The 21,792-nt window shown below is 62.5% G+C and carries 21 protein-coding genes; 16 read left to right on the top strand and 5 right to left on the bottom strand.

The genetic code is table 11. The features are described from left to right. Window positions 1–58: 58 nt before the first annotated feature. The 4 genes from accB to M0D64_RS17805 form a co-directional block, all read right to left on the bottom strand. On the bottom strand, window positions 59–529 hold the full coding sequence (gene accB, locus M0D64_RS17820; protein WP_266258698.1) for an acetyl-CoA carboxylase biotin carboxyl carrier protein: 471 nt from the start codon (window positions 527–529) through the stop codon (window positions 59–61). 76 nt (window positions 530–605) lie between these two features. Continuing rightward, a complete protein-coding gene (aroQ, locus tag M0D64_RS17815) occupies window positions 606–1,061 on the bottom strand; it encodes a type II 3-dehydroquinate dehydratase (RefSeq protein WP_030100935.1) in 456 nt (151 codons plus the stop codon). 194 nt (window positions 1,062–1,255) lie between these two features. Then, the gene (locus M0D64_RS17810) at window positions 1,256–1,804 is read right to left on the bottom strand and encodes a TlpA disulfide reductase family protein (RefSeq protein WP_266258697.1); all 549 of its coding nucleotides are present in this window, start codon (window positions 1,802–1,804) and stop codon (window positions 1,256–1,258) included. An 11-nt stretch (window positions 1,805–1,815) separates the two neighbouring features. Continuing rightward, the gene (locus M0D64_RS17805; RefSeq protein WP_154558123.1) at window positions 1,816–2,469 is read right to left on the bottom strand and encodes a UDP-N-acetylmuramate--alanine ligase; all 654 of its coding nucleotides are present in this window, start codon (window positions 2,467–2,469) and stop codon (window positions 1,816–1,818) included. A 212-nt stretch (window positions 2,470–2,681) separates the two neighbouring features. Between M0D64_RS17805 and mpl the strand changes: the two genes are divergently transcribed. The 5 genes from mpl to mtgA all read left to right on the top strand — a co-directional run bounded on the left by mpl (window position 2,682) and on the right by mtgA (window position 8,622). Then, a complete protein-coding gene (mpl, locus tag M0D64_RS17800; protein WP_266258696.1) occupies window positions 2,682–4,076 on the top strand; it encodes a UDP-N-acetylmuramate:L-alanyl-gamma-D-glutamyl-meso-diaminopimelate ligase in 1,395 nt (464 codons plus the stop codon). Next, window positions 4,073–4,675 (top strand): YqiA/YcfP family alpha/beta fold hydrolase, encoded by a 603-nt coding sequence (locus M0D64_RS17795; RefSeq protein WP_266258695.1) that lies wholly within the window; start codon window positions 4,073–4,075, stop codon window positions 4,673–4,675. Before mpl ends, M0D64_RS17795 begins: the two co-directional genes overlap by 4 nt. Before the next feature lie 177 nt (window positions 4,676–4,852). Further along, complete coding sequence (locus M0D64_RS17790; protein ID WP_266258694.1) at window positions 4,853–6,967, top strand: ribonuclease catalytic domain-containing protein; 2,115 nt, start codon at window positions 4,853–4,855, stop codon at window positions 6,965–6,967. Then, a complete protein-coding gene (gene aroE, locus M0D64_RS17785) occupies window positions 6,964–7,827 on the top strand; it encodes a shikimate dehydrogenase (protein ID WP_266258693.1) in 864 nt (287 codons plus the stop codon). Before M0D64_RS17790 ends, aroE begins: the two co-directional genes overlap by 4 nt. Window positions 7,828–7,899: 72 nt before the next feature. After that, window positions 7,900–8,622 carry a monofunctional biosynthetic peptidoglycan transglycosylase gene (mtgA, locus tag M0D64_RS17780; RefSeq protein WP_154558120.1) on the top strand — a complete coding sequence of 241 codons (723 nt, stop codon included), beginning with the start codon at window positions 7,900–7,902 and terminating at the stop codon, window positions 8,620–8,622. 22 nt (window positions 8,623–8,644) lie between these two features. On the opposite strand, the gene M0D64_RS17775 is transcribed toward mtgA, so the two are convergent. Further along, window positions 8,645–9,472, bottom strand: a complete 828-nt coding sequence (locus M0D64_RS17775) for a glycosyltransferase family 8 protein (RefSeq protein WP_154558119.1) — start codon at window positions 9,470–9,472, stop codon at window positions 8,645–8,647. A 251-nt stretch (window positions 9,473–9,723) separates the two neighbouring features. On the opposite strand from M0D64_RS17775, the gene M0D64_RS17770 reads away from it, so the two are divergent. From M0D64_RS17770 to M0D64_RS17720, 11 genes are all read left to right on the top strand, one after another. Beyond that, window positions 9,724–10,704, top strand: a complete 981-nt coding sequence (locus M0D64_RS17770; RefSeq protein ID WP_154558118.1) for a glycosyltransferase — start codon at window positions 9,724–9,726, stop codon at window positions 10,702–10,704. Between the two features lie 471 nt (window positions 10,705–11,175). Next, on the top strand, window positions 11,176–12,147 hold the full coding sequence (locus tag M0D64_RS17765) for an IclR family transcriptional regulator (protein WP_266258691.1): 972 nt from the start codon (window positions 11,176–11,178) through the stop codon (window positions 12,145–12,147). Next, window positions 12,144–13,202, top strand: a complete 1,059-nt coding sequence (locus M0D64_RS17760) for a 2-dehydro-3-deoxygalactonokinase (RefSeq protein WP_266258690.1) — start codon at window positions 12,144–12,146, stop codon at window positions 13,200–13,202. The genes M0D64_RS17765 and M0D64_RS17760 overlap by 4 nt, the downstream gene beginning before the upstream one ends. 36 nt (window positions 13,203–13,238) lie before the next feature. Then, window positions 13,239–13,919, top strand: coding sequence for a 2-dehydro-3-deoxy-6-phosphogalactonate aldolase (locus tag M0D64_RS17755; RefSeq protein WP_266258689.1), 681 nt, complete (start codon window positions 13,239–13,241; stop codon window positions 13,917–13,919). After that, on the top strand, window positions 13,916–14,692 hold the full coding sequence (locus tag M0D64_RS17750) for an SDR family oxidoreductase (protein ID WP_154558114.1): 777 nt from the start codon (window positions 13,916–13,918) through the stop codon (window positions 14,690–14,692). Before M0D64_RS17755 ends, M0D64_RS17750 begins: the two co-directional genes overlap by 4 nt. Before the next feature lie 130 nt (window positions 14,693–14,822). Then, the gene (locus tag M0D64_RS17745) at window positions 14,823–15,821 is read left to right on the top strand and encodes an arabinose ABC transporter substrate-binding protein (protein WP_154558113.1); all 999 of its coding nucleotides are present in this window, start codon (window positions 14,823–14,825) and stop codon (window positions 15,819–15,821) included. Between the two features lie 268 nt (window positions 15,822–16,089). Beyond that, window positions 16,090–17,625, top strand: coding sequence for an L-arabinose ABC transporter ATP-binding protein AraG (gene araG, locus M0D64_RS17740; RefSeq protein ID WP_266258688.1), 1,536 nt, complete (start codon window positions 16,090–16,092; stop codon window positions 17,623–17,625). 54 nt (window positions 17,626–17,679) lie between these two features. Then, entirely contained in the window at window positions 17,680–18,696 is a 1,017-nt protein-coding gene (gene araH / locus M0D64_RS17735) for an L-arabinose ABC transporter permease AraH (protein ID WP_266237280.1), read from the top strand. A gap of 52 nt (window positions 18,697–18,748) precedes the next feature. Further along, on the top strand, window positions 18,749–19,549 hold the full coding sequence (locus tag M0D64_RS17730; RefSeq protein WP_266258687.1) for an SDR family NAD(P)-dependent oxidoreductase: 801 nt from the start codon (window positions 18,749–18,751) through the stop codon (window positions 19,547–19,549). Beyond that, entirely contained in the window at window positions 19,546–20,505 is a 960-nt protein-coding gene (locus M0D64_RS17725) for an SMP-30/gluconolactonase/LRE family protein (protein WP_266258686.1), read from the top strand. The genes M0D64_RS17730 and M0D64_RS17725 overlap by 4 nt, the downstream gene beginning before the upstream one ends. A gap of 218 nt (window positions 20,506–20,723) precedes the next feature. Then, window positions 20,724–21,776 carry an aldose 1-epimerase gene (locus tag M0D64_RS17720; RefSeq protein WP_154558110.1) on the top strand — a complete coding sequence of 351 codons (1,053 nt, stop codon included), beginning with the start codon at window positions 20,724–20,726 and terminating at the stop codon, window positions 21,774–21,776. The last annotated feature ends 16 nt before the right edge of the window (window positions 21,777–21,792 follow it).

The following is a 21,792-nucleotide window of genomic DNA, read 5'->3' as shown; positions in this document are numbered from 1 at the left end:
GCGCCTTGGACAGCAGACGCGCGGGCGGCAGGCGCAAAAAAGCGCAAAGCGTGCCGCGTTAGCCGACCACGAACAACGGTTGGCCGTACTCGACCGCCTGGCCGTTTTCGACGAGGATTTCCTTCACCACGCCGGACTTGTCCGACTCGATTTCGTTGAGCAGCTTCATCGCTTCGATGATGCAGATCGTCTGGCCTTCCTTGACCGTGTCGCCCACCTGGACGAACGGATCGGCGCCCGGCGACGGCGCGCGGTAGAAGGTGCCGACCATCGGCGAGGTCACCACGTGGCCTTGCGGCGCGACGGCGGCCGGCGTCGCCGGGGCGCCCACTGCGGCAGCCGGTGCTTCGCCGCCCGGCAGCGGTACCGGCTGGGCATATTGCGGAGCGTACGAAGCGGACGGTTGCACGTAAACCGGCGGCGCATTCTTGACGATGCGGACCTTGCCTTCGCCTTCGGTCACTTCGAGTTCGGAAATACCGGACTCCGAGACGAGGTCGATCAGAGTTTTCAGTTTACGTAGATCCATCAGGAAGCCCCTTTCAATGCGTAAAGTGCCGGCGCGTGCAATCGCAGTACCCGGCTTAAATTGGACGTGTTTGGAATCAGCCGCGCGACGAGCCGGCCGACAGCCGGTCGAGCGCGAATTCGAGCGCGTACATATATCCCTTCCAGCCGAGGCCGCAAATCACGCCTTCAGCCTGGTCGGAGAAATACGAGTGATGCCGGAACGGTTCGCGGCGATGTACGTTCGACAGATGAATCTCGACGAACGGGATGCCGACCCCCGCCAGTGCGTCCCGAATGGCCACGCTGGTGTGCGTGTACGCGGCGGGATTGATTAGTATGAAATCGGTTTTTTCAGTCCGGGCGGATTGGATGCGATCGACGAGAGCGCCTTCATGATTGCTCTGGAAGGATGCGAGTTCGACGCCCGCGTCCGCTGCGCGGTCCGCGAGTGCCTGATCGATCTGCGGCAGCGTTACTCGACCATAAACCTCGGGTTCCCGGGTGCCGAGAAGGTTGAGGTTGGGGCCGTGCAGTACCAGCAGTCGCGTCATGGTCGCTTCTTTTTCCGTGGAATTGGGCGCACTTTAGCGCTGATTAGAGAAACTTGTCTAGTTTCCTGCGCGTTGGAAACGACCCCGGCGACCTTTCGCAGCCTCTCCGGACGCCCATCTTCTTCCAAATTTGAGCGATTTGCGCGTAATTTCGCGCCTTTTGCCCCGATCTGATCGTCAAAAGAATGTGAAATTTAGAGCGCGTCGAGCGTCTGTTTCAGCGCTTGCGGGTCGATTTGGCCTAATTTTGTCGAGCGTATGTTGCCTTTTGCGTCGATTACGACGGTAAAGGGCAGGCCGCCGGCAGTATTGCCGAACGCGCGCGCGAGGTCGGCGCCGCCGAACCCGGTGACGTAGACCGGGTAGGCCACTTTCACCTTCTGCAGGAACGTCTGGACGTTTTTCTCCGAATCGACGCCAAGTCCTACGAACTGGATTCCTTTCTTTGCATATTCGCGTTGAAGTTGCGAAAGGGCGGGCATTTCCTCGACGCACGGTCCGCACCACGACGCCCAGAAGTTGACGACGATTGGGTGACCTTTGAGCAAACTTAGCGATTGCGGTTTACCGTCGACATTCGTGACGGGCGCGGTCCAAAGTTGCTCGACTGCGCTTTGCGTGGAACCGGGCTGCGCCGCGTGGGCGACTTCCGGGTCGCCGTTCAGCCAATGATTGGCCAGCACCCCGCCACCCGCAGCGGCGATCGCGACAAGCGCGCCTGCCAGAATCCGTGTCGTATTCATTCCAGGTCTGTCTAATTAGTTGAAGAGGTGACGTTGCTGCTGTCGAGCAGCGCCTGAACGGCCTGCTGATTCGCCCGGGCCGTGCGGCCGCGCGCGTCGGCCCGAACCGCGCCGCGCAAGTCGTCCGTTTCGTACAGGGCGACGTGGATGCCGGTCGGCTCCGCATCGCGCCCTTCGTTTGTGGGGCGCCAGAGGAAGCTCAGCGTCTCGACGTAACCGCGGCCGGCAAAATGCCGCGTCTCCGAAACGTCGTACTGGATGTTGGCGTTCAGAAAGTAGATCGCGACTTCTTTCGGGTTGTCGCAGAACACCTGCAGGTGAATATCCGAGTGTTCACCCGCTGTGCCGCCGAGCACCGCGCCGGTCAGATAGGGATTGAACGGCGCAAGCCGCTCCATCCAGTCGATCGCGATACGGCGCAGCCGCCGCAGCAGCGCCGGCTGGCTGTCACCCTGGAAGAGCGACTGATATTCACGGATTTCTTCTTCAATCTGGTCGTTATCCGGCAGCCATTCGCCGGCAACACGGCTCTCGCCGACTACCTGCCGTGCCGCTTTACGCTTGGCCGTTGCGTAGTCCAGACCGTCTTCAGCGATCATCCGGGCAGCCGCAATGGCGATTTCCTCGCGCACGCGCTGCGGATCGAAATGTGATTTGCGAACCATCTCTCAATCATACTAGAGATTGATGGCAGCCCTTTCTGGGCGGTTCATGCCGGGCATTTTGCGGGGGCGGGGCGGGCAGCCATCCTGGCGGCCCCGTTCGTAGGGCGATTCGGAGGCGTCGGTTACAATAGCGTCCTTTGCGGACGGTCGTTTCGACCGCTCTTCTGCACTCCCATCCCTCGCAAAATACGCCCGCGCGGCACGACAGGCTTATGCACATCCACATCCTCGGTATCTGCGGCACGTTCATGGGCGGACTCGCGGTCCTCGCGCGCGGCGCGGGCCACACTGTGACGGGCTGCGACGCCGGCGTCTATCCGCCGATGAGCACGCAGCTCGAGGCGCAAGGCATTCGTCTGATTGAAGGCTACGACGCCGAGCAGTTGAACAGCCTCAATGCCGACCTGTTTGTGATCGGCAATGTGGTCTCGCGCGGCAACCCGCTGATGGAAGCGATCCTCGATCGCGGCCTGCCTTATGTCTCCGGTCCCCAGTGGCTCGGCGAGCATGTGCTGAACGGCAAGTGGGTGCTGGCGGTGGCCGGCACGCACGGCAAGACCACCACCAGTTCGATGCTGACCTGGCTGCTCGAAGACGCGGGTCTCAATCCGGGCTTCCTGATCGGCGGCGTGCCGCTGAACTTCGGCGTGTCGGCGCGGCTGACCGATTCGAGCTTCTTCGTGATCGAAGCCGACGAATACGACACGGCCTTCTTCGACAAGCGCTCGAAGTTCGTCCACTACCGGCCGAAAACCGCGGTCCTGAACAACCTCGAGTTCGATCACGCCGACATTTTCCCGGATCTGGCGGCGATCGAAACGCAGTTCCATCACCTGATCCGCACGGTGCCGGGCATTGGCCGTATCGTCACGAACGGTCGTGAAGACGCGCTGGAGCGCGTGCTGACGCGCGGTTGCTGGAGCGAAGTCGAACGGTTCGGCGTGCAAGGCGGCTGGGAAACCTTGCCGGCGGAAGACGGCGTGCCGGTCGACGAGCGTTTCGCCGTGTATCACAACAGTGAGCGCGTCGGCGTGGTCGATTGGCAGGTGCAGGGCGAACACAACCGCATGAACGCGCTTGCTGCGATCGCCGCCGCGCGCCATGTCGGCGTGCCGCCGGCGCAAGCCGCGAAATCGCTGGCGAGCTTCCGGAATGTGAAGCGCCGTATGGAAGTGCGCGGAAGCGTCGACGGCGTGACCGTCTACGACGATTTCGCCCACCACCCCACGGCGATCGAAACCACGGTGGCCGGACTGCGCGCACGCGTCGGCCATGAAAACACACGAATCCTGGCTGTGCTGGAACCGCGCTCGAACACCATGAAGCTCGGCGTAATGAAAGCGCAACTGCCGGCGAGTCTGGGCAACGCCGATCTCGTGTTCGGCTACGGCGCGCCGGCCGGCCGCGACGCACTCGGCTGGGATCTTGGCGAAGCGCTCGCGCCGCTCGGCGGCAAAGCGCAAGCTTTCGACAATCTCGACGCGCTGGTGAAGGCGGTGGTTCACGCAGCGCGCCCCGGCGACCAGATTCTGGTGATGAGCAACGGCGGCTTCGGCGGCGTGCATCAGAAGCTGCTCGACGCACTTTCCGCACGAGGCGCTTCGTGATCCTTTATCTGCACGGTTTCCGCTCGTCACCTAATTCGTTCAAGGCGCGCGTGCTGGCGGCGCGCCTCGTCGAACTCGGCCGCAGCGACGAATGGTGCTGTCCGATGCTGCCGGTCTCGCCGTTCGAGACCGTGGCGCTCGTCGAATCGCTGGTGGCGGCCGCGAAGCCGAAAGACGTCACGGTGATCGGCAGTTCGCTGGGCGGTTACTTCGCCACCTATCTCGCCGAGAAGCACGGCTGGCCGGCGGTGCTGCTGAACCCGGCGGTCGTGCCGCAGCGCGACCTGAGCGCCTATCTCGGCGAGCAGCCGTTGTGGCACGGCGGCGGCAGCATTACGGTCGAGCCGCATCATCTGGACGAGCTGCGCGCGCTCGGCGTCGCGTCGATCACGCGGCCCGAACGCTATTATTTGATGGCCGCCACCGGCGACGAAGTGCTCGATTACCGCGAAATGCTTGCGCACTATCCGGACGCGCGCACTACGCTGATCGAAGGGAGTGACCACGCGATCAGCGAATTCGCGCAATACGTCGACGAGGTGCTGGCCTTTTGCGATGCCGAAGACGTCGAGCCGCCGGCGCCGCGCGAAGCGGCCTGAGCGTGCCGACGATCCCGCAGCGAGGCCGTTGCGGATCACCAGAATCATGCCGCCGGCGCGCGCGTATCGCGCCGCGGATCCACTACCACGAACACGTTGCCGTGCCGCGCACGCAGTGACCGATAGCTGAACCCAATCGGGCGCGCCGGCAGATGCAAGACAGAACGAGAGTATTGAGTGAACGTTTTCTTCGAGGAATCGGGCAGTTTCAAGGCGGGCAGCGTGCTGTCGCGCCAGGGCGATGCTTTTCAGGTCGAGCTGCCGGGCGGCCGGCGCGCCAAGGTGCGCGCGAAAGACGTGCTGATCGAATTCGAAAAGCCGGGCGCGGGCGAACTGATGCAACAGGCTGACGCCGCCGCGCAGGACATCGATCTGGACTTCCTGTGGGAATGCGCGCCGGATGACGAATTCCCGTTTGCCACGCTGGGCGCCGAGTACTTCGGCGAATCGTTCGGTGCCATCGAGCGCGCGGCGCTGGTGTTGCGCATGCACGGCGCACCGGTGTACTTCCGCCGCAAGGGCCGCGGCATGTACCAGCGCGCGCCGCAGGAGCAACTCAAGATGGCGCTCGCCGGGCTGGAGCGCAAGCGCCAGCAGGCGCTGGTGCAAGCCGGTTACGAAGACGAGCTGAAGGCAGGCCGTCTGCCGGAAGGCTTCAGCGGCAGCAAGGCGCTGGCTTTGCTCACGAGGCCGGACAAGAACACGATCGAATACAAGGCGCTCGAAGGCGCGGCAGCGGCACGAGGCATTTCGCAGGCGCGGCTGATGCTCGAATGCGGCGGAATTCCGTCGGCTCGCGCGTTGCATGAGGCGAAATTCCTCTCCGAGTTTTTCCCGCACGGCACCGGTTTTCCGCCGGTCACGGTCGGCACATTGCCGGAAGATCTGCCGGAAGCCGATGTACAGGCGTTCTCGATCGACGACATCACCACCACCGAAATCGACGATGCGTTCTCCGTCGAGCATCTGGCCGACGGCCGCGTGCGGATCGGCGTGCACATCGCCGCGCCGGCGCTCGGCATCGCGCGCGGCGACGAGGTCGATGCGATCGCGCGCACGCGTTTGTCGACTGTCTATATGCCGGGCGACAAGATCACGATGCTGCCCGATAGCGTCGTCGAAGCGTTCACGCTGGCTGAAGGCGGCTTGCGGCCGGCTCTGTCGCTGTATGTGATCATCAATCGCGAGACGCAGGAAATCGTGGCGAGCGAAACGCGCGCCGAGCGCGTGTTCGTGAAGAACAATCTGCGCCACAACACGCTGGATGAGCTGGTCACCGAAGAGGCGCTCGCCGCCGGCACAGGCGACTATCCGCACAAGGAAGACATCGCCGTGCTGTGGCCGTTCGCGCAGGCGCTGTTCGAAAAGCGTCAGACCGCGCGCGCCGGTTACGGCCTGCGCCGCGAAGTGCAGCGCAACACCGATTTCAACTTCTATGTGGAAGGCGAGCACATCACGATCACGCCGCGCAGGCGTGGCTCGCCGCTCGATACGATCGTCGCGGAGCTCGCGATTCTCGCAAACTCGTCGTGGGGCGCGTTCCTGCATGACCACGGCGTGCCGGGCATCTATCGTTCGCAGCGCGCGTTCGGCGCGCCAACCGGTCCGAAACGCACCCGCATGCAAACCAATGCGGCGCCGCACGAAGGCCTGGGCGTCACGCAATACGCGTGGAGCACGTCGCCGCTGCGCCGCTATGTCGACCTCGTGAACCAGTGGCAGTTGCTCGCCTGCGTGCAGCATGGCGTGACCGCGAAACTGGCTGCGCCGTTCAAGCCTAAGGACGCCGATCTGTTCGCCGTCGTGCAAGGTTTCGACGACACCTACACGGCGTATGCCGATCACCAGCGCCGCATGGAGTACTTCTGGTGCCTGCGCTGGCTGAAGCAGGAGAACCGGAAGCAGGTGGTGGCGTCGGTGGTGAAGGGCGATCTCGTGCGTCTGGAAGAGATTCCGCTGCTGCTGCATGTGCCGGGTCTCGGCGTGCACGCACGCGGTACGCGCTTGCAGATGGAAGTGATGTCGATCGACGAACTGACCGTCGAAGCGTCCGTGCGCCTATTGCATGTGCTCGACGCGCCGACGGTGACGAGCGGCAGCGAAGCTGAAGAAGCTGACGAGGGTGAAGAGGAAATCATCGACGTGGCGGAAGAAAGCGCCGAAGGCGAAGCCGAGGCTCAGGCTGAAGCCGACCTCGACGGCGGCGCGGCGGAACCGGGCGATGCCGAAAACGCCGCCGGCACCGGCGATGCGGTAGCCGGCCAGCAGCACGTAGCGGAGCCGGGACGATGAGCGTCAGCGAGTCGCGCGACCGCTACGCGGTCATCGGCAACCCGGTCGGCCATAGCAAATCGCCGTTCATTCATGGCCGCTTTGCTGCGCAAACCGGCGAGCCGATCGAGTACGGCCACCTGCTCGCGCCGGTCGATGGGTTCGTGCCGCATGTGCGCGCTTTTATCGAAGCTGGCGGTCGCGGCATGAACGTGACAGTGCCATTCAAGCTCGACGCGCATGCGTTCGCCAACACCCTGTCGCCGCGGGCGGCAGCAGCGGGCGCGGTGAACACACTGCGGTTCGATGGAAGCGGTGTCTACGGCGACAACACGGACGGCTTCGGCCTCGTTCGAGACATCGAGGTGAATCTCGGCGTTTCATTGAAGGGTGCACGGATTTTGCTGCTTGGTGCGGGTGGTGCCGCGCGCGGCGTCGTGCTGCCGATGCTGGACCGCTCGCCGCATACGCTGACGATCGTCAACCGTACGGCAGCGAAGGCCGAAGTGTTAGTGGACCAGTTCGCGCAGGCGGCACGCGATGCCGCTTGCCGTCTGACCGGCGGCAGCGCGCGAGCGATCGAAGCAGGCACATACGACGTGATCGTCAACGCGACGGCGGGCAGTCTGGATGCTTCGTTGCCGGAGTGCGACGACCGCGCGTTCGGCGCCGGCACGCTCGCCTACGACATGATGTACGGCGCGCATCCGACGGTGTTCATGGAGCACGCGCAGAAGCTGGGCGCGCGCGGTGCCGACGGCCTCGGCATGCTGGTCGAGCAGGCGGCCGAATCGTTTTACGTATGGCGTGGCGTGCGACCCGACGGCGCGCCGGTGCTGGCTGAATTGCGAGCGTTGTTGACGGCGCCGCCACACGCGTAGACCACCGCTTCAATTTCCGGAATACGCGACTCACCACCCCACACGTTCACCGACTCGAGGACTCCAGGCACGATGAAAACAACGCGGCGCGCGAGCCGGCCAGGTCCGGTGCGATGGATCGTTTATCTCGGCGCCGTGGTGGCGATTGCGTGGCTTGCGACGCAGGCGTTTTACTTCGCGCAGATCGCGGTGTGGAATTACACGAATCCTCAGTCGACCGCTTTTATGCGGTCGGACGCGTGGCGCTTGTCGCAGGATCGGCCTGATCTGTCGGTGCAACGCACGTGGGTACCGTACGAACAGATTTCGCACAATCTGAAGCGCGCGATTATCGCTTCCGAAGACGCGAACTTTGTGAATAACAATGGCTACGAGACCGACGCCATTTTGCAGGCGTGGGAGAAGAACAAGGCCAAGGGCAAGATCGTTCGCGGCGGCTCGACGATTACTCAGCAGTTGGCGCGGAATCTTTTTCTATCTCGTGAGAAGAGCTATATCCGCAAGGGGCAGGAGCTGATCATTACCTGGATGCTCGAGACCCTGATGGATAAGCAGCGGATCTTTGAGATATATCTCAATTCCGTTGAGTGGGGGAATGGGGTTTATGGCGCGGAGGCGGCCGCGCATTATTACTACAAGACTTCAGCTGCCAAATTGACTGCCGGGCAGTCGGCGCGCCTCGCGGTGATGCTGCCGCAGCCTAAGTATTTTGATGAGCACAGGAGCTCAGGGTATCTTGCTCAACGTTCGCGGGTGATTGCGCGGCGGATGGGGGCGGCTGAGTTGCCTGACTAGCGCCGTGCACGGCACCGGAGAACTATATGGGCGTCTGGTCAGCGACGGGAAAGCGAAGACTGATCTCGATTGGCAAGCCGTTTTTGTCCTTCAACCTGAAGACCAGGTCTTTGGTTGCCGAGGTGAGATGCAGGATGCCGATTGTGTTGTACGGGGTGAACGGTTCGCAAAACTTTGCGTTCTCGACACTGAAAACCGGTAACGCAAGATGACATAGCCAGTTGCAAAGCGACGGCAGGGGATGCACCGGAAGTGAATCAGACCAGATTGCGCCATTAAGAGCCGTTTGATCGCAAACGAGAGTGCCATGCGTCGCTCTCAATCCTTGATCGAAATGTTGGGCCCAATGCGCCCAATGCGGTGCATCTGCTGTGAGCGCGAATACGCCCGCGTTAAAGTAATTCTGCGTTAGCGATTGAGTCGAGAAATTTTCGTTGTAGTACTGAGCGAGGCGATGCGCTCGCCATGAAGCCGTTATGTTCTGTTTATAGGCTACCTGAAGCTCAGGCACGATGCCCAATTCGCCGTCTTTCGCTGCGTTGAACAACCAGTTGAAAACGAACCGCTCCTGAACCCAGGCGTCACAGTCAATCCAGACATACATGTCATAGCCGGGGAAGTACGCGGGAAGAAACGGCCGGGCCGTTAGCGATCGCAGATAAGGCATGCGTTCGCGCATTGCCGGATCGACTGGCAGGTCCCAGCCGGGTTCGACGACGTGCGCACCCTGTGAGCAAACCCAGGCGCGGTTTTCTGCATTCAGGCCCACGTCGAGACACCCGATGTCCGAGTAGGGCTGCGGATTTCCGAATTGTTTGAGGGAATTCAGTAAGCCGCGCAAGAGGGGCATGTATGCGTCGTTTGAGGCGGTTGCTATGAGTACGCGCATTGAATGTGAATCTTGAAATTAAGTCCGTTAAAGGATATTCTTTTTAATTAAATTGGCAATGAGACAATTCTTAAAATTATTATATATGGGGTGTTGCGACTATTAATTTATTTTTAAGGATAAAAACCATCTAAAAAAGATTGAGGGTAGAATGGCGTGCCTAAAAGCAGTGGCAGTATTTCGCCGCACGATTCATTGGCCCTTTCCCTGAAATGTTGAACTTCGAATTACGACCGGCGTGGACATCGGCCGCGTCTGCGGCGCCCACTATTTCCGTGGTGGTCCCGCTTTATAACCACGCCCCGTATATCGAAGCCGCGCTTGGCAGTGTGCTGAGCCAGACCTCCGCCGCTGACGAAATCATCCTGATCGACGACGGCTCGTCGGATAACGGCTTCGAGCTCGCGCAACAGGTGCTCTCGAATGTGCCTCACGCGAAGACCTTCAGGCAGGAAAATGCGGGCGCGCATACCACGATCAACCGGGGCATTGAACTCAGCAGCGGCGATTACATCGCCGTACTGAACTCGGACGACCTCTTCGCGCCGGCGAAGCTCGAATGTTGTCGGGTGATCCTTCGTGAGCGGCGAGACGTCGGCTTGATCGCGGGAAATTTGGGCATCATTGACGGTAACGGTGTTCGCCTGCAGTCGGGTTTCGCGATCGACTGGCTCGACCGTGCCCGACGCTTTCTCCATGAGACGAAGCTGCCGCAACTCGCGCTGTTGAATGAGAATTTCGTCGCGACGACATCGAACATGGTGTTCGCACGCGAGCTTTGGCGCGCGGCGGGCGGATTCCAGTCACTTCGGTATTGCCACGATCTGGACTTCCTGATGTTCGCTTGCGCTAACAGCAGCGTGTACCTCGACCTGGAAGAGGAGCACATTGCCTATCGGGTGCACCCGAACAATACGATCTGGGAAGACCAGAGCAAGGTGCGCGTCGAGGTGGCTGCGGTGATCGCACAGGCGTTATGCGCGGCTGGGCCGCGACTATTCTCGGCTGATCTCGACGAACAGGACCTGGCCGCGTTTCTGCGGGTTTTGCGCAACCGCAGGTTGACCGAATTGGTCAGCTACTTTCAGACCGTGTTTCCTGCTTTTGCGAACCGGGCGGCGTTCTACGCCCATGTCGCGGATTCCAGTCGTGTGGCTGCATTTCAGGCCGCTCTGGCTGGCGGCGGCCACTAGAACCCGTCACGAATCCGTCGCCATTGCGGCTTGAGTTTTCCCCATCCTCGCGTCGAGCCCTCGCTCGACGTTCTCCCCAAGTCTTTCGTTTCCCACGTCTCCGGGTATCCGGCCGCATAGCGAGCCCGCGCGGGCCGATCGAGCCGCGACTCGCGTTCCCACGATGTTCGCGCCCGCTTCATCGTCGGTCGCGCGCCTAGGGCTATGGCGCGGCGCATGACTGCTGCTAAATGACGTCAATATCCCAATATATGGTCCAATCATTCACATATTGGAGATTTGAAAAAAGCCGCCCTACAATGCATACCAACACGCCGGCGACGCACACAACGGATCGCCACGGCCAGCAAAAAAACCGGAGACAAGCCAGTGACGCCATCGACCTCGCGGCAGGAAGCTCGCGCTTGCAGTTCATCGCACCACGCCAGCGGCCTCGCGCCGTAGCCCACCCAAAATCCTCTGCCTATCGCCATGAACAAAGCGATGCCTACTCACGCCGCCAGCACGTCCGCCGCCGATGTCACGCCGCAGGCGGAGCTGCCCAGTGCCGCCCCGCAACTGACCGGCGCCGTAAAAAAGCCGCACGCCGCAGCGCCAAACGGCGTGGTTGACGAAATCGCCTTGCCGAGCACGTTGCTCGACATCACGCCGCAACAGGCCGGTACGCAAACACTGCTGCGCGGCCTCGCGATTCTGGAAGCCGCCGCCGCCGGTGTCCGCGATCTGCGCACCTTCGGCGCAGCGCTCGGCACGACCCGCAGCACCACGCATCGGCTGGTGAGCAGCCTCGTTCAGGCGCGCTATCTGCGGCAAGTGCAAGGCGGCTATCTGCTCGGCCCGAAGCTGATCGAACTCGGCACCATCGCGCTCGAACAGATGCCGCTGACGGCCGTGGCCCGTCAGCACCTCGAATCGCTCGCCGAGCAAACGCTCGACACGATCCACCTCGGTGTGCGCGATGGCGACGACGTGCTGTACATCGACAAAATCCCCGGCACCCGTGGCCTCGAAATGCGCTCGCGCGTCGGTCACCGGATGCCGCTGGCGTCGACGGGGATCGGCAAAGCCATGATGCTCGACCTCACGCCGGACGTCTGGCAGTCGCTCTTCGAAGCATCGCGGCGTGCGCTCGCCGGCGTCAGTTTCAAGCCGGATAACCGCCCCGATGCGCAGACTTTCATGCAGCGCATGACCAACTACGCCGCCGGCGGCTACACCTTCGACCTCGAAGAAAACGAAGCGTCGATCCGTTGCGTCGCGGCGCCGGTGCGCGATGCATCGGGCGCAGTCGTGGCGGCGCTGTCGGTGGCGAGCACGATTCCGTATATGTCGCTCGAACGCATGGATGAACTGATTCCGGTCGTGCAGCGCGAAGCGCGTGCGATCTCGGAAGAACTCGGCTGGCGTGCCCCGCAACCGGCAACCCGCAGGATCAAACGATGAAGCGAGCGGGTTCTCACACGCAAGCGGCCAATCCGGTGCACGCCGCCGCGGTCGCCGACGCTACCCTCCAAGACGCAGCGCTCATTGCGCTCGACTGGGGCACGACGTCGCTGCGCGCGTATCTGTACGACGCGGCCGGCGAAGTACTGGCGACGCGGGCATCGACGGCCGGCATCATGAATTTGCCGCGTAGCGCCGAGCAAGGCGGCTTCGACGCGGCCTTCGAGGACGCGTGCGGCGCATGGCTCGAACAGGCGCCCGCCGTGTCGGTGATCGCAGCCGGTATGGTCGGCAGCGCGCAAGGCTGGCTCGAAGCGCCGTACGTCGACGCGCCGGCGAATGCGGATGCGCTGGTGGCCGGCATCGTCCGCGTGAAAGCCGCGTGCGGCGTGACGCTGCACATCGTGCCGGGCGTCCTGCAGCGCGGCGAGTTGCCCAACGTAATGCGTGGGGAAGAAACCCAGATTTTCGGCGCACTGGGGCAGGACACCGGTGCAGCGGACAGCGGTAAGCGCGCACTGATCGGCTTGCCTGGCACGCACGCGAAATGGGCCGTTGTGCAGGCGGGCCGCATCGAACGCTTTCATACCTTCATGACCGGTGAAGTGTTCGCGGCATTGCGAGAGCACACCATCCTCGGCCGCACGATGGTCACGCCGGATCGTCCAGATACCGCTTCGTTTCTGCACGGCGTGAACATCGCTCGCGATAAAGGTCAGGCGGGCATGCTGGCCACTGTATTCAGCTCCCGCACGCTCGGGCTCACCGGACAACTTTCGCGCGAGCAGCAGCCGGACTATCTGTCCGGTTTGCTGATCGGGCACGAACTGGCCGGTCTCGAAGCCGTGCTGACGCAACAGCAAAACTCGCTCGCCGGGCAGCATCTGCGTCTGATCGGCAATGAAGCGCTGTGCGAACGCTATCGCGTGGCACTGGTGCAATTCGGTTGCACTCACGCGGAACTGGTGAAGCACGCCACCGAGCGCGGCTTGTGGCGCGTCGCCACCCAGGCGGGGCTCGTCAAACCCACGCCACAAGCGGCGCACGTCGGCTAATCGGCAGCGCCGCCGCTCACGAAATAAGGAACCGACATGCAACCTCACATCAATCTGCCCGCCCCGTACATGCCGCACGCGGGGTTGATCGCGGCGTTCGAGGTCTGCCCGCTGATCGCGATCATGCGTGGCGTGACGCCCGCCGATGCTGCCGAGCACGGTCAGGCGCTGTACGAAGCCGGCTTTCGCATCGTCGAAGTGCCGTTGAATTCGCCGCAGCCGTTCGACAGCATCGCGGCGATCCGCAAGGTGTTGCCGGCCGATGCGATCGTCGGTGCGGGCACGGTGCTGCATCCGAGTTTCGTCAACGACGTGAAGGCGGCCGGTGGCGAACTGATCGTGATGCCGCATAGCGACCCGGAGGTCGTCGGCGCCGCGAAGGCGCAAGGCATGGCGTGCGCGCCGGGCGTCGCGACACCGAACGAAGCCTTCATCGCGCTGAAAAACGGCGCGGATGTGCTGAAGATGTTCCCCGCCGAACAACTCGGCTGCCAGGTCGTGAAGGCGTGGCGCGCGGTGATCGCGGCGGAAGTGCCGCTGGTGCCGGTTGGTGGGATTACACCGGACAACATGGGTCCGTTTTTGAGCGTCGGCGCGAATGGCTTCGGCCTTGGATCGGCGCTGTACAAGCCGGGACAGAGCGCGGCGGTGACCGCGTCGCACGCGAAGGCGTTCATCAACGGGTTGCGCATCGCCCGTGCAGGCGCGAAGAAATGAAGCGGCTCGCCGACAAAGTCACGTTGATCACCGGCGCCGGGCGCGGCATCGGTGCGGCGATCGCGTTTGCGTTTGCGCGCGAGGGCGCGGCGGTCGTGCTGGCGGAACTCGATATCGAAACCGCGCAGCAGACGGCGGAACAGATCAAGGCACAAACCGGCGCACGCGTGCTGGCGGTGCAGACGGATGTGACGCAATCGGCCTCGGTTCAGCACGCGGTGAGCGAGGCTGAACAGGCGTTCGGTGCGCTCGACGTACTGGTCAACAACGCCGGCATCAACGTGTTCTGCGACCCGTTGACGATGACCGACGACGACTGGCGCCGTTGCTTCGCGGTCGATCTCGACGGCGTCTGGAATGGGTGTCGCGCGGTGTTGCCGGGCATGGTCGAACGCGGCGCGGGCAGCATCGTGAATATCGCGTCGACGCATGCATTCAAGATCATTCCGGGATGTTTTCCGTACCCGGTCGCGAAGCATGGCGTGATCGGATTGACGCGTGCGCTCGGCATCGAATACGCGCCGCGCAACGTGCGGGTCAACGCGATCGCGCCGGGGTACATCGAAACGCAATTGACGCACGACTGGTGGAACGAACAAGCCGATCCGGCTGCCGCGAAACAGGCGACGCTGGCTCTGCAACCGATGAAGCGCATCGGGCGCCCGGAGGAAGTAGCGATGACGGCGGTGTTTCTCGCCTCGGATGAGGCACCGTTCATCAACGCCACCTGCATCACGGTGGATGGCGGCCGCTCGGCGGTGTATCACGACTGAACGTAGTGGGGCAGCAAGAACAAAGCAGCAAAGGTTTCACCGGACGACGCGCTGGCCGCGTGTGTCATACCCGGTACAAGAAGACGCGGCCGATACCTTCTCGTTATCAATTAGTCAGGAGACACGCATTATGAAACGAAGAATTTTCCTCACGCTGGCAGCAGCGGCGGCGGGTGTGCTCTTCAACGCACCGGTGGCGCAAGCCGCGGATCCGGTCAAGATCGGCTTCCTCGTGAAGCAACCGGAAGAACCGTGGTTCCAGGACGAATGGAAGTTCGCCGAAATGGCCGCCAAGGAGAAGGGCTTCACGCTGGTGAAGATCGGCGCGCCGTCGGGCGAGAAGGTGATGAGCGCTATCGACAATCTGTCGGCTCAGAAAGCGCAAGGCTTTGTGATCTGCACGCCTGACGTAAAGCTCGGACCGGGCATCGTCGCCAAGGCGAAGGCCGACGGCCTGAAGATGATGACGGTCGACGACCGTCTCGTCGACGGCGCGGGCAAGCCGATCGCCTCGGTGCCGCATATGGGCATCTCGGCATACAACATCGGCAAGCAGGTGGGCGACGGCCTGGCTGCGGAAATCAAGAAACGCGGCTGGGACATGAAGGACGTCGGCGCGATCGACGTAACCTACGAACAGCTGCCGACCGCGCATGACCGCACGACCGGCGCGACCGACGCGCTGGTTGCCGCCGGCTTCCCGAAGGCAAATATCATCGCCGCGCCGCAAGCGAAGACCGACACGGAAAACGCGTTCAACGCCGCCAACATCGCGCTGACGAAGAACCCGAACTTCAAGCACTGGGTGGCTTACGCGTTGAACGACGAAGGCGTGCTCGGCGCGGTGCGCGCAGCGGAAGGCCGCGGCTTCAAGGCGGACAACATGATCGGTATCGGCATCGGCGGTTCGGAATCGGCACTGAACGAATTCAAGAAGCCGTCGCCGACCGGCTTCTACGGCACGGTCATCATCAGCCCGAAGCGCCACGGCGAAGAAACCTCGACGCTGATGTACGACTGGATCACGCAAGGCAAGGAACCGCCGATGCTCACGCTGACGAGCGGAATGCTGGCCACGCGTGACAACGTTGCCGATGTGCGCCAGAAGATGGGCCTCGCGGCAAATTAAGCGGCTGAAAGCGTAGTTAAATGAAGTGAACTGCCGGTGCGTCGTTTCTCCAAGGATTGGGCGCGCCGGCAACAGCAATACAAGATCAGCAGTTGAGACAGACCACGCTTTGTGCCCATGAGGCACCTGAAGAAGCACGGTTCACACGAAGCAGCAATTAATTGCATGGGACCGGAGTAAGGGCTTTGCATGGGACCAGAGTAACGCGCTAAAGCGCGAACTCTGGTCGACAGCTGAAGCACTAACACCGGTCGACATAGGAGGCGAAGTGTCAGCGACGCTACGTTTTGACAATATCGGCAAAGTCTTTCCAGGCGTGCGCGCGCTCGACGGTGTGTCCTTCGACGTCAACGTCGGCCAGGTGCACGGCCTGATGGGCGAAAACGGCGCAGGGAAATCGACCCTGCTGAAGATTCTCGGTGGTGAATACCAGCCCGATTCGGGCCGCGTGATGATCGACGGCAATGAGGTGCGCTTCACGAGCGCGGCGTCGTCGATCGCAGCGGGGATCGCGGTGATTCACCAGGAACTGCAATACGTGCCCGATCTGACGGTCGCGGAAAACCTGTTGCTGGGCCAGTTGCCGAACTCGCTCGGCTGGGTCAACAAGCGTGAAGCCAAACGCTTCGTGCGCGAACGCCTCGAAGCGATGGGCGTGGCGCTGGATCCGAACGCGAAGCTGCGCAAGCTCTCGATCGCGCAACGGCAGATGGTCGAAATCTGCAAGGCGCTGCTGCGCAACGCACGCGTGATCGCACTGGATGAACCGACCAGCTCGCTGTCGCATCGCGAGACCGAAGTGCTGTTCAAGCTGGTGCGCGATCTGCGTGCCGACAACCGCGCGATGATCTACATCTCGCACCGCATGGACGAGATCTACGAGCTGTGCGATGCCTGCACGATCTTCCGCGACGGCCGCAAAATTGCTTCGCATCCGACGCTCGAAGGCGTGAAGCGCGACACCATCGTCAGCGAAATGGTCGGACGTGAAATCGCCGACATTTACAACTACTCTTCACGGCCGCTCGGCGAAGTGCGCTTCGCGGCGAAAGCGATCGAAGGGCATGCGCTCGCGCAGCCGGCCAGCTTCGAAGTGCGGCGCGGCGAGATCGTCGGCTTCTTCGGTCTGGTGGGCGCCGGGCGCAGCGAACTGATGCATCTGGTGTACGGCGCGGATCACAAGAAGGCCGGCGAAATCATGCTCGACGGCAAGCCGATCAAGGTGCGCAGCGCGGGTGAGGCGATTAGGCACGGGATCGTGCTGTGCCCGGAAGACCGCAAGGAAGAGGGCATCGTCGCGATGGCGACCGTGTCGGAGAACATCAATATCAGTTGCCGCCGTCACTATCTGCGCGCGGGGATGTTTCTCGACCGCAAGAAAGAAGCGGAAACCGCCGACCGTTTTATCAAGCTGCTGAAGATCAAGACGCCGAGCCGTCGTCAGAAGATTCGTTTTCTGTCGGGCGGCAACCAGCAGAAGGCGATTCTGTCGCGCTGGCTGGCCGAGCCCGATCTGAAGGTCGTGATTCTCGACGAGCCGACGCGCGGGATCGACGTCGGCGCCAAGCATGAGATCTATAACGTGATTTATCAGCTTGCCGAACGCGGCTGCGCGATCGTGATGATTTCGTCGGAATTGCCGGAAGTGCTCGGCGTGTCCGACCGGATCGTCGTGATGCGCCAGGGTCGGATTTCCGGCGAGCTGGCGCGTAAGGACGCAACGGAACAATCCGTGTTGGGCCTCGCCTTGCCGCAAAGCTCGACAGCGCTGCCCGGAACCGCAGCCACCGAGCAAGCGGCCTGAACATTATTTGGACGAAAGTCCGGCAACCCGTGGGGAACGGGAGGAGTCTTCAACATGCAAGCCAGAGAAAACCTCGCGCAACAAGCCGCAAAAAGTGCGGCCGAAGCGCTGATTCCGCAAGGCAACGACAAGGCGAAATGGTGGCAGCAGATCACCGAGTACAGCCTGATCCTGATCTTCATCGTGATGTTCATCACGATGTCGCTGACGGTCGACCACTTCTTCTCGATCGAGAACATGCTCGGTCTCGCCCTGTCGATTTCGCAGATCGGCATGGTCGCGTGCACGATGATGTTCTGTCTGGCGTCCCGCGATTTCGACTTGTCGGTGGGTTCGACGGTCGCGTTCGCCGGTGTGTTGTGCGCGATGGTGCTGAACGCGACCGGTAACACGTTCATCGCGATCATCGCGGCGGTGTTCGCGGGTGCGGTGATCGGCTTCGTCAACGGCGCCGTGATCGCCTACCTGCGCATCAACGCGCTGATCACGACGCTCGCGACGATGGAAATCGTCCGCGGTCTCGGGTTTATCGTGTCGCACGGTCAAGCCGTGGGCGTGTCGTCGGATACGTTTATCGCGCTGGGCGGTTTGAGCTTCTTCGGCGTGTCGCTGCCGATCTGGGTCACGCTGCTGTGCTTCATCGTGTTCGGCGTGATGCTCAATCAGACCGTGTACGGCCGTAATACGCTGGCAATCGGCGGTAATCCGGAAGCCTCGCGTCTTGCCGGTATCAATGTCGAACGCACGCGCGTTTTTATCTTCCTGATTCAGGGCGCCGTCACCGCGCTGGCCGGGGTGATTCTGGCTTCGCGGATTACGTCGGGCCAGCCGAATGCCGCGGAAGGCTTCGAGCTGAACGTGATTTCGGCTTGCGTGTTGGGCGGCGTGTCGCTGCTCGGCGGTCGCGCGACGATTTCCGGTGTCGTGATCGGCGTGCTGATCATGGGTACGGTCGAGAACGTGATGAACCTGATGAACATCGACGCGTTCTATCAGTACCTCGTGCGTGGCGCGATCCTGCTCGCCGCTGTGCTGCTCGACCAGTTGAAGAACCGCGGCTCACGGGACTAAACCCGGGACTAAACCCGCGTCTCACCCACCTTGCTCTAAAAGGAATCGAACGATGTCGTCTCCGGCCAATGCAAACGACCGCCTCGCGGACAACGCGTTTGCCCGCTATCCGAGTCTCGTCGACCGAACAGTGTTGATCACGGGCGGCGCGACCGGTATCGGCGCATCGTTCGTCGAGCATTTTGCGGCGCAGGGCGCGCGCGTCGCGTTTTTCGATATCGACGCGATCGCGGGTGAAGCGCTCGCCGACGAGCTCGGCGATTCGAAACACAAGCCGCTGTTCCTGCCCTGCGATCTGACCGACATCGACGCGCTGCAAAAAGCGATCGCCGATGTGAAGGCTGCACTCGGTCCGATTCAGGTGCTGGTGAACAATGCCGCGAACGACAAACGCCACGCGATTGGCGACGTGACGCGCGAGTTTTTCGACGCGGGTATCGCGGTGAATATCCGTCACCAGTTCTTCGCAGCGCAAGCGGTGATGGAGGACATGAAAGCCGCGAACGCGGGTTCGATCATCAACCTGGGTTCGATCAGCTGGATGCTGAAGAACGGCGGCTATCCGGTGTACGTGATGTCGAAATCGGCAGTGCAGGGTCTGACGCGCGGGCTCGCGCGCGACCTCGGTCACTTCAATATTCGCGTCAATACGCTGGTGCCGGGCTGGGTGATGACGGACAAGCAGAAGCGTTTGTGGCTCGACGATGCAGGCCGTCGCTCGATCAAGGAAGGCCAGTGCATCGATGCTGAACTGCAACCGGCCGATCTCGCCCGCATGGCCTTGTTCCTAGCCGCCGATGACAGCAGGATGATCACCGCGCAGGATATCGTCGTCGACGGAGGCTGGGCGTGAGTGCCGGCGTGTCTGCGGGTTCGGATGCGGGTGCGGCTTTGCCTGCACACAGCGCGGCGCTGCTGCTCGACACCAAATGCACGCTCGGCGAAGGCGCGACGTGGTGCGCGAGAACCGGCCGCGTCTACTGGAACGACATCGAAGGCGCGCGGCTGTGGCGCTATGACCCGCGCGACGGCGGCAGCACGTTCTGGCGCATGCCCGAGCGTCTCGGGAGTTTTGCCTTGTGCGCCGATCCGCGCTATCTGCTGCTCGGATTGGCGACGCATCTGGCGTTCTTCGATCTGACAACCGGCGAGACGCAGCGTATCGTCGACGTCGAACCTGGCTTGAACACGCGCGTGAACGACGGCCGCTGCGATCGTCAGGGTCGTTTCGTATTCGGTACGAAAGACGAAGGCTCGCCGCTGCAGGCGATCGGCGGGTTCTATCGTCTGAATCACGATTTGTCGCTGGAGCGTTTGCCGTTACCCGCACCGGCGATCTCGAACAGCATCGCGTTCAGTCCCGACGGCGCGACGATGTACTACGGCGATTCGCCGACGCGTGAAATTCGCGTCTGCGACTACCGCGCGGACGGCAGCGTTGCCAACGACCGCGTCTTTACGACACTAACGGACTCGACCGGCGAGCCCGACGGTTCGACCGTCGATCGCGACGGTGGTGTGTGGAACGCGCAATGGGGCGGTAGGCGAGTGGTGCGGTATGGCCCCGATGGCGTGGAAACCGAGCGTGTCGACGTGCCGACCGCGCAGCCGAGTTGCGTCGCGTTTGGCGGCCCCTCAAGGGGACTTCTTTCGGGGCCTGCGCAACTGGACACGCTGTACATCACGAGCGCGCGTATCGATCTCGATGCCGCCGCGCTCGAGGGCGATTCTCATGCGGGCGGCGTGTTCGTCGCGACGCCCGGACGACAAGGTTTGCCGGAGCCGGTATTCCAGGGCGCGCCCACATAGCGCAGAATGACGCAACCTCAGTCTCGAGGCAGCAGAGTGTAGTCGCGCAGTGACTTTGAAAGTGAACCAGCGTTGATATCGCAAACCCAGTGCCAGCAAATCGGCAGTAGATCGGCAGCATGCAGTTCGGACCCAGAGGCGACTTGTGCAAAAAAAATCGCCCAACAGCATCCGTCAGCAATGACGGCAACGTCCCACGCCTCTCGATGGAGCCAGATATGACTGTTGCGAATCCTGTTTCCGCCTCTTCTCAGAGCCGACGCGCGCGACTTAACGCGGCGGCCAATCCGGTGCTTCCGGGTCCCAGTACTTCTGCGGTTGCGGTCGGTGAGACGAGCGGCGGCGAGCTCGCGTGCATCACGCTCGCCAACGCGCATTTGCGCCTCGATGTCGCGCCGACGCTCGGTGGCGGCGTCACCCGTTTCGATTGGCGCAACGACGGCGCGCTCACGCCGATTTTCCGGCGCTGCCGTCACATCGCCTCGGATACCCAGCCGAACCAGTTGGCATGCTATCCGCTGCTGCCGTATTCGAATCGCATAGGCGGCGGTCATTTCAATGTGGCGGGGCGGCGTGTCGAGGTGCCGCAAAATCGCGCCGACGAAGCCTTGCCGATTCATGGCGACGGTTGGCTCTCGGCCTGGCAGGTCGCGGAGTCGGACCGCGAAAACGTCCGTCTGACGCTCGATCGCCACGACGGCAAACCGTACGCGTTCCGCGCGACGCAAACCTATACGTTGGACGGCCCCACACTCGTCATCACGCTGGACATCGAGAATGCCGGCCGCGAGGCGCTGCCTTTCGGGCTGGGCGTGCATCCATTTTTTGTGCGTGACGCCGACACCGAACTGTCGGCGGCGGCCGGCGGCCTGTGGCTTTCCGGCGACGACTGGCTGCCGGTGCGCCACGTGCCGGCGCCGCCCGCATGGCAATTCGGCGTGGCGTATCCCTTGCCGGAAACCATCGTCAATCACGCGTTCACAGGCTGGAGCGGACAGGCGGCGGTGGTGTGGCCGAAGCGGCGGCTGTCGCTGAATATCGCTGCCGACACCGACTACTACGTGCTGTACACGCCGCCGCGCGAAGACTTCTTCTGCTTCGAGCCGGTCGATCATCCGATCAACGCGATGAATCTGGCGGGCGGCGCGTGCGAGAACGGAATGACGATGCTCGCGCGCGGCGAACGGCTCACGCGCACGTTCCGCTTTACCGTCGAACGCACGGGTTTGCGCTCGATGCCTGGCGCGCGTGGTTCGCGCCGGCGGCAGTAGGGGGCGAGCAGGGCGA

This window comes from Paraburkholderia sp. WS6 (genome assembly GCF_030464835.1).
In the GTDB taxonomy this organism is placed as follows: domain Bacteria; phylum Pseudomonadota; class Gammaproteobacteria; order Burkholderiales; family Burkholderiaceae; genus Paraburkholderia; species Paraburkholderia madseniana.
This window is presented reverse-complemented; position numbering and strand designations above follow the sequence as displayed.

Bases quoted from the DNA above. Each gene is read 5' to 3' on its own strand.
- accB (WP_266258698.1), bottom strand. From the start codon at position 529: ATGGATCTACGTAAACTGAAAACTCTGATCGACCTCGTCTCGGAGTCC.
- aroQ (WP_030100935.1), bottom strand. From the start codon at position 1,061: ATGACGCGACTGCTGGTACTGCACGGCCCCAACCTCAACCTTCTCGGC.
- M0D64_RS17810 (WP_266258697.1), bottom strand. From the start codon at position 1,804: ATGAATACGACACGGATTCTGGCAGGCGCGCTTGTCGCGATCGCCGCT.
- M0D64_RS17805 (WP_154558123.1), bottom strand. From the start codon at position 2,469: ATGGTTCGCAAATCACATTTCGATCCGCAGCGCGTGCGCGAGGAAATC.
- mpl (WP_266258696.1), top strand. From the start codon at position 2,682: ATGCACATCCACATCCTCGGTATCTGCGGCACGTTCATGGGCGGACTC.
- aroE (WP_266258693.1), top strand. From the start codon at position 6,964: ATGAGCGTCAGCGAGTCGCGCGACCGCTACGCGGTCATCGGCAACCCG.
- mtgA (WP_154558120.1), top strand. From the start codon at position 7,900: ATGAAAACAACGCGGCGCGCGAGCCGGCCAGGTCCGGTGCGATGGATC.
- M0D64_RS17775 (WP_154558119.1), bottom strand. From the start codon at position 9,472: ATGCCCCTCTTGCGCGGCTTACTGAATTCCCTCAAACAATTCGGAAAT.
- M0D64_RS17770 (WP_154558118.1), top strand. From the start codon at position 9,724: ATGTTGAACTTCGAATTACGACCGGCGTGGACATCGGCCGCGTCTGCG.
- M0D64_RS17765 (WP_266258691.1), top strand. From the start codon at position 11,176: ATGAACAAAGCGATGCCTACTCACGCCGCCAGCACGTCCGCCGCCGAT.
- M0D64_RS17760 (WP_266258690.1), top strand. From the start codon at position 12,144: ATGAAGCGAGCGGGTTCTCACACGCAAGCGGCCAATCCGGTGCACGCC.
- M0D64_RS17755 (WP_266258689.1), top strand. From the start codon at position 13,239: ATGCAACCTCACATCAATCTGCCCGCCCCGTACATGCCGCACGCGGGG.
- M0D64_RS17750 (WP_154558114.1), top strand. From the start codon at position 13,916: ATGAAGCGGCTCGCCGACAAAGTCACGTTGATCACCGGCGCCGGGCGC.
- M0D64_RS17745 (WP_154558113.1), top strand. From the start codon at position 14,823: ATGAAACGAAGAATTTTCCTCACGCTGGCAGCAGCGGCGGCGGGTGTG.
- araH (WP_266237280.1), top strand. From the start codon at position 17,680: ATGCAAGCCAGAGAAAACCTCGCGCAACAAGCCGCAAAAAGTGCGGCC.
- M0D64_RS17730 (WP_266258687.1), top strand. From the start codon at position 18,749: ATGTCGTCTCCGGCCAATGCAAACGACCGCCTCGCGGACAACGCGTTT.
- M0D64_RS17720 (WP_154558110.1), top strand. From the start codon at position 20,724: ATGACTGTTGCGAATCCTGTTTCCGCCTCTTCTCAGAGCCGACGCGCG.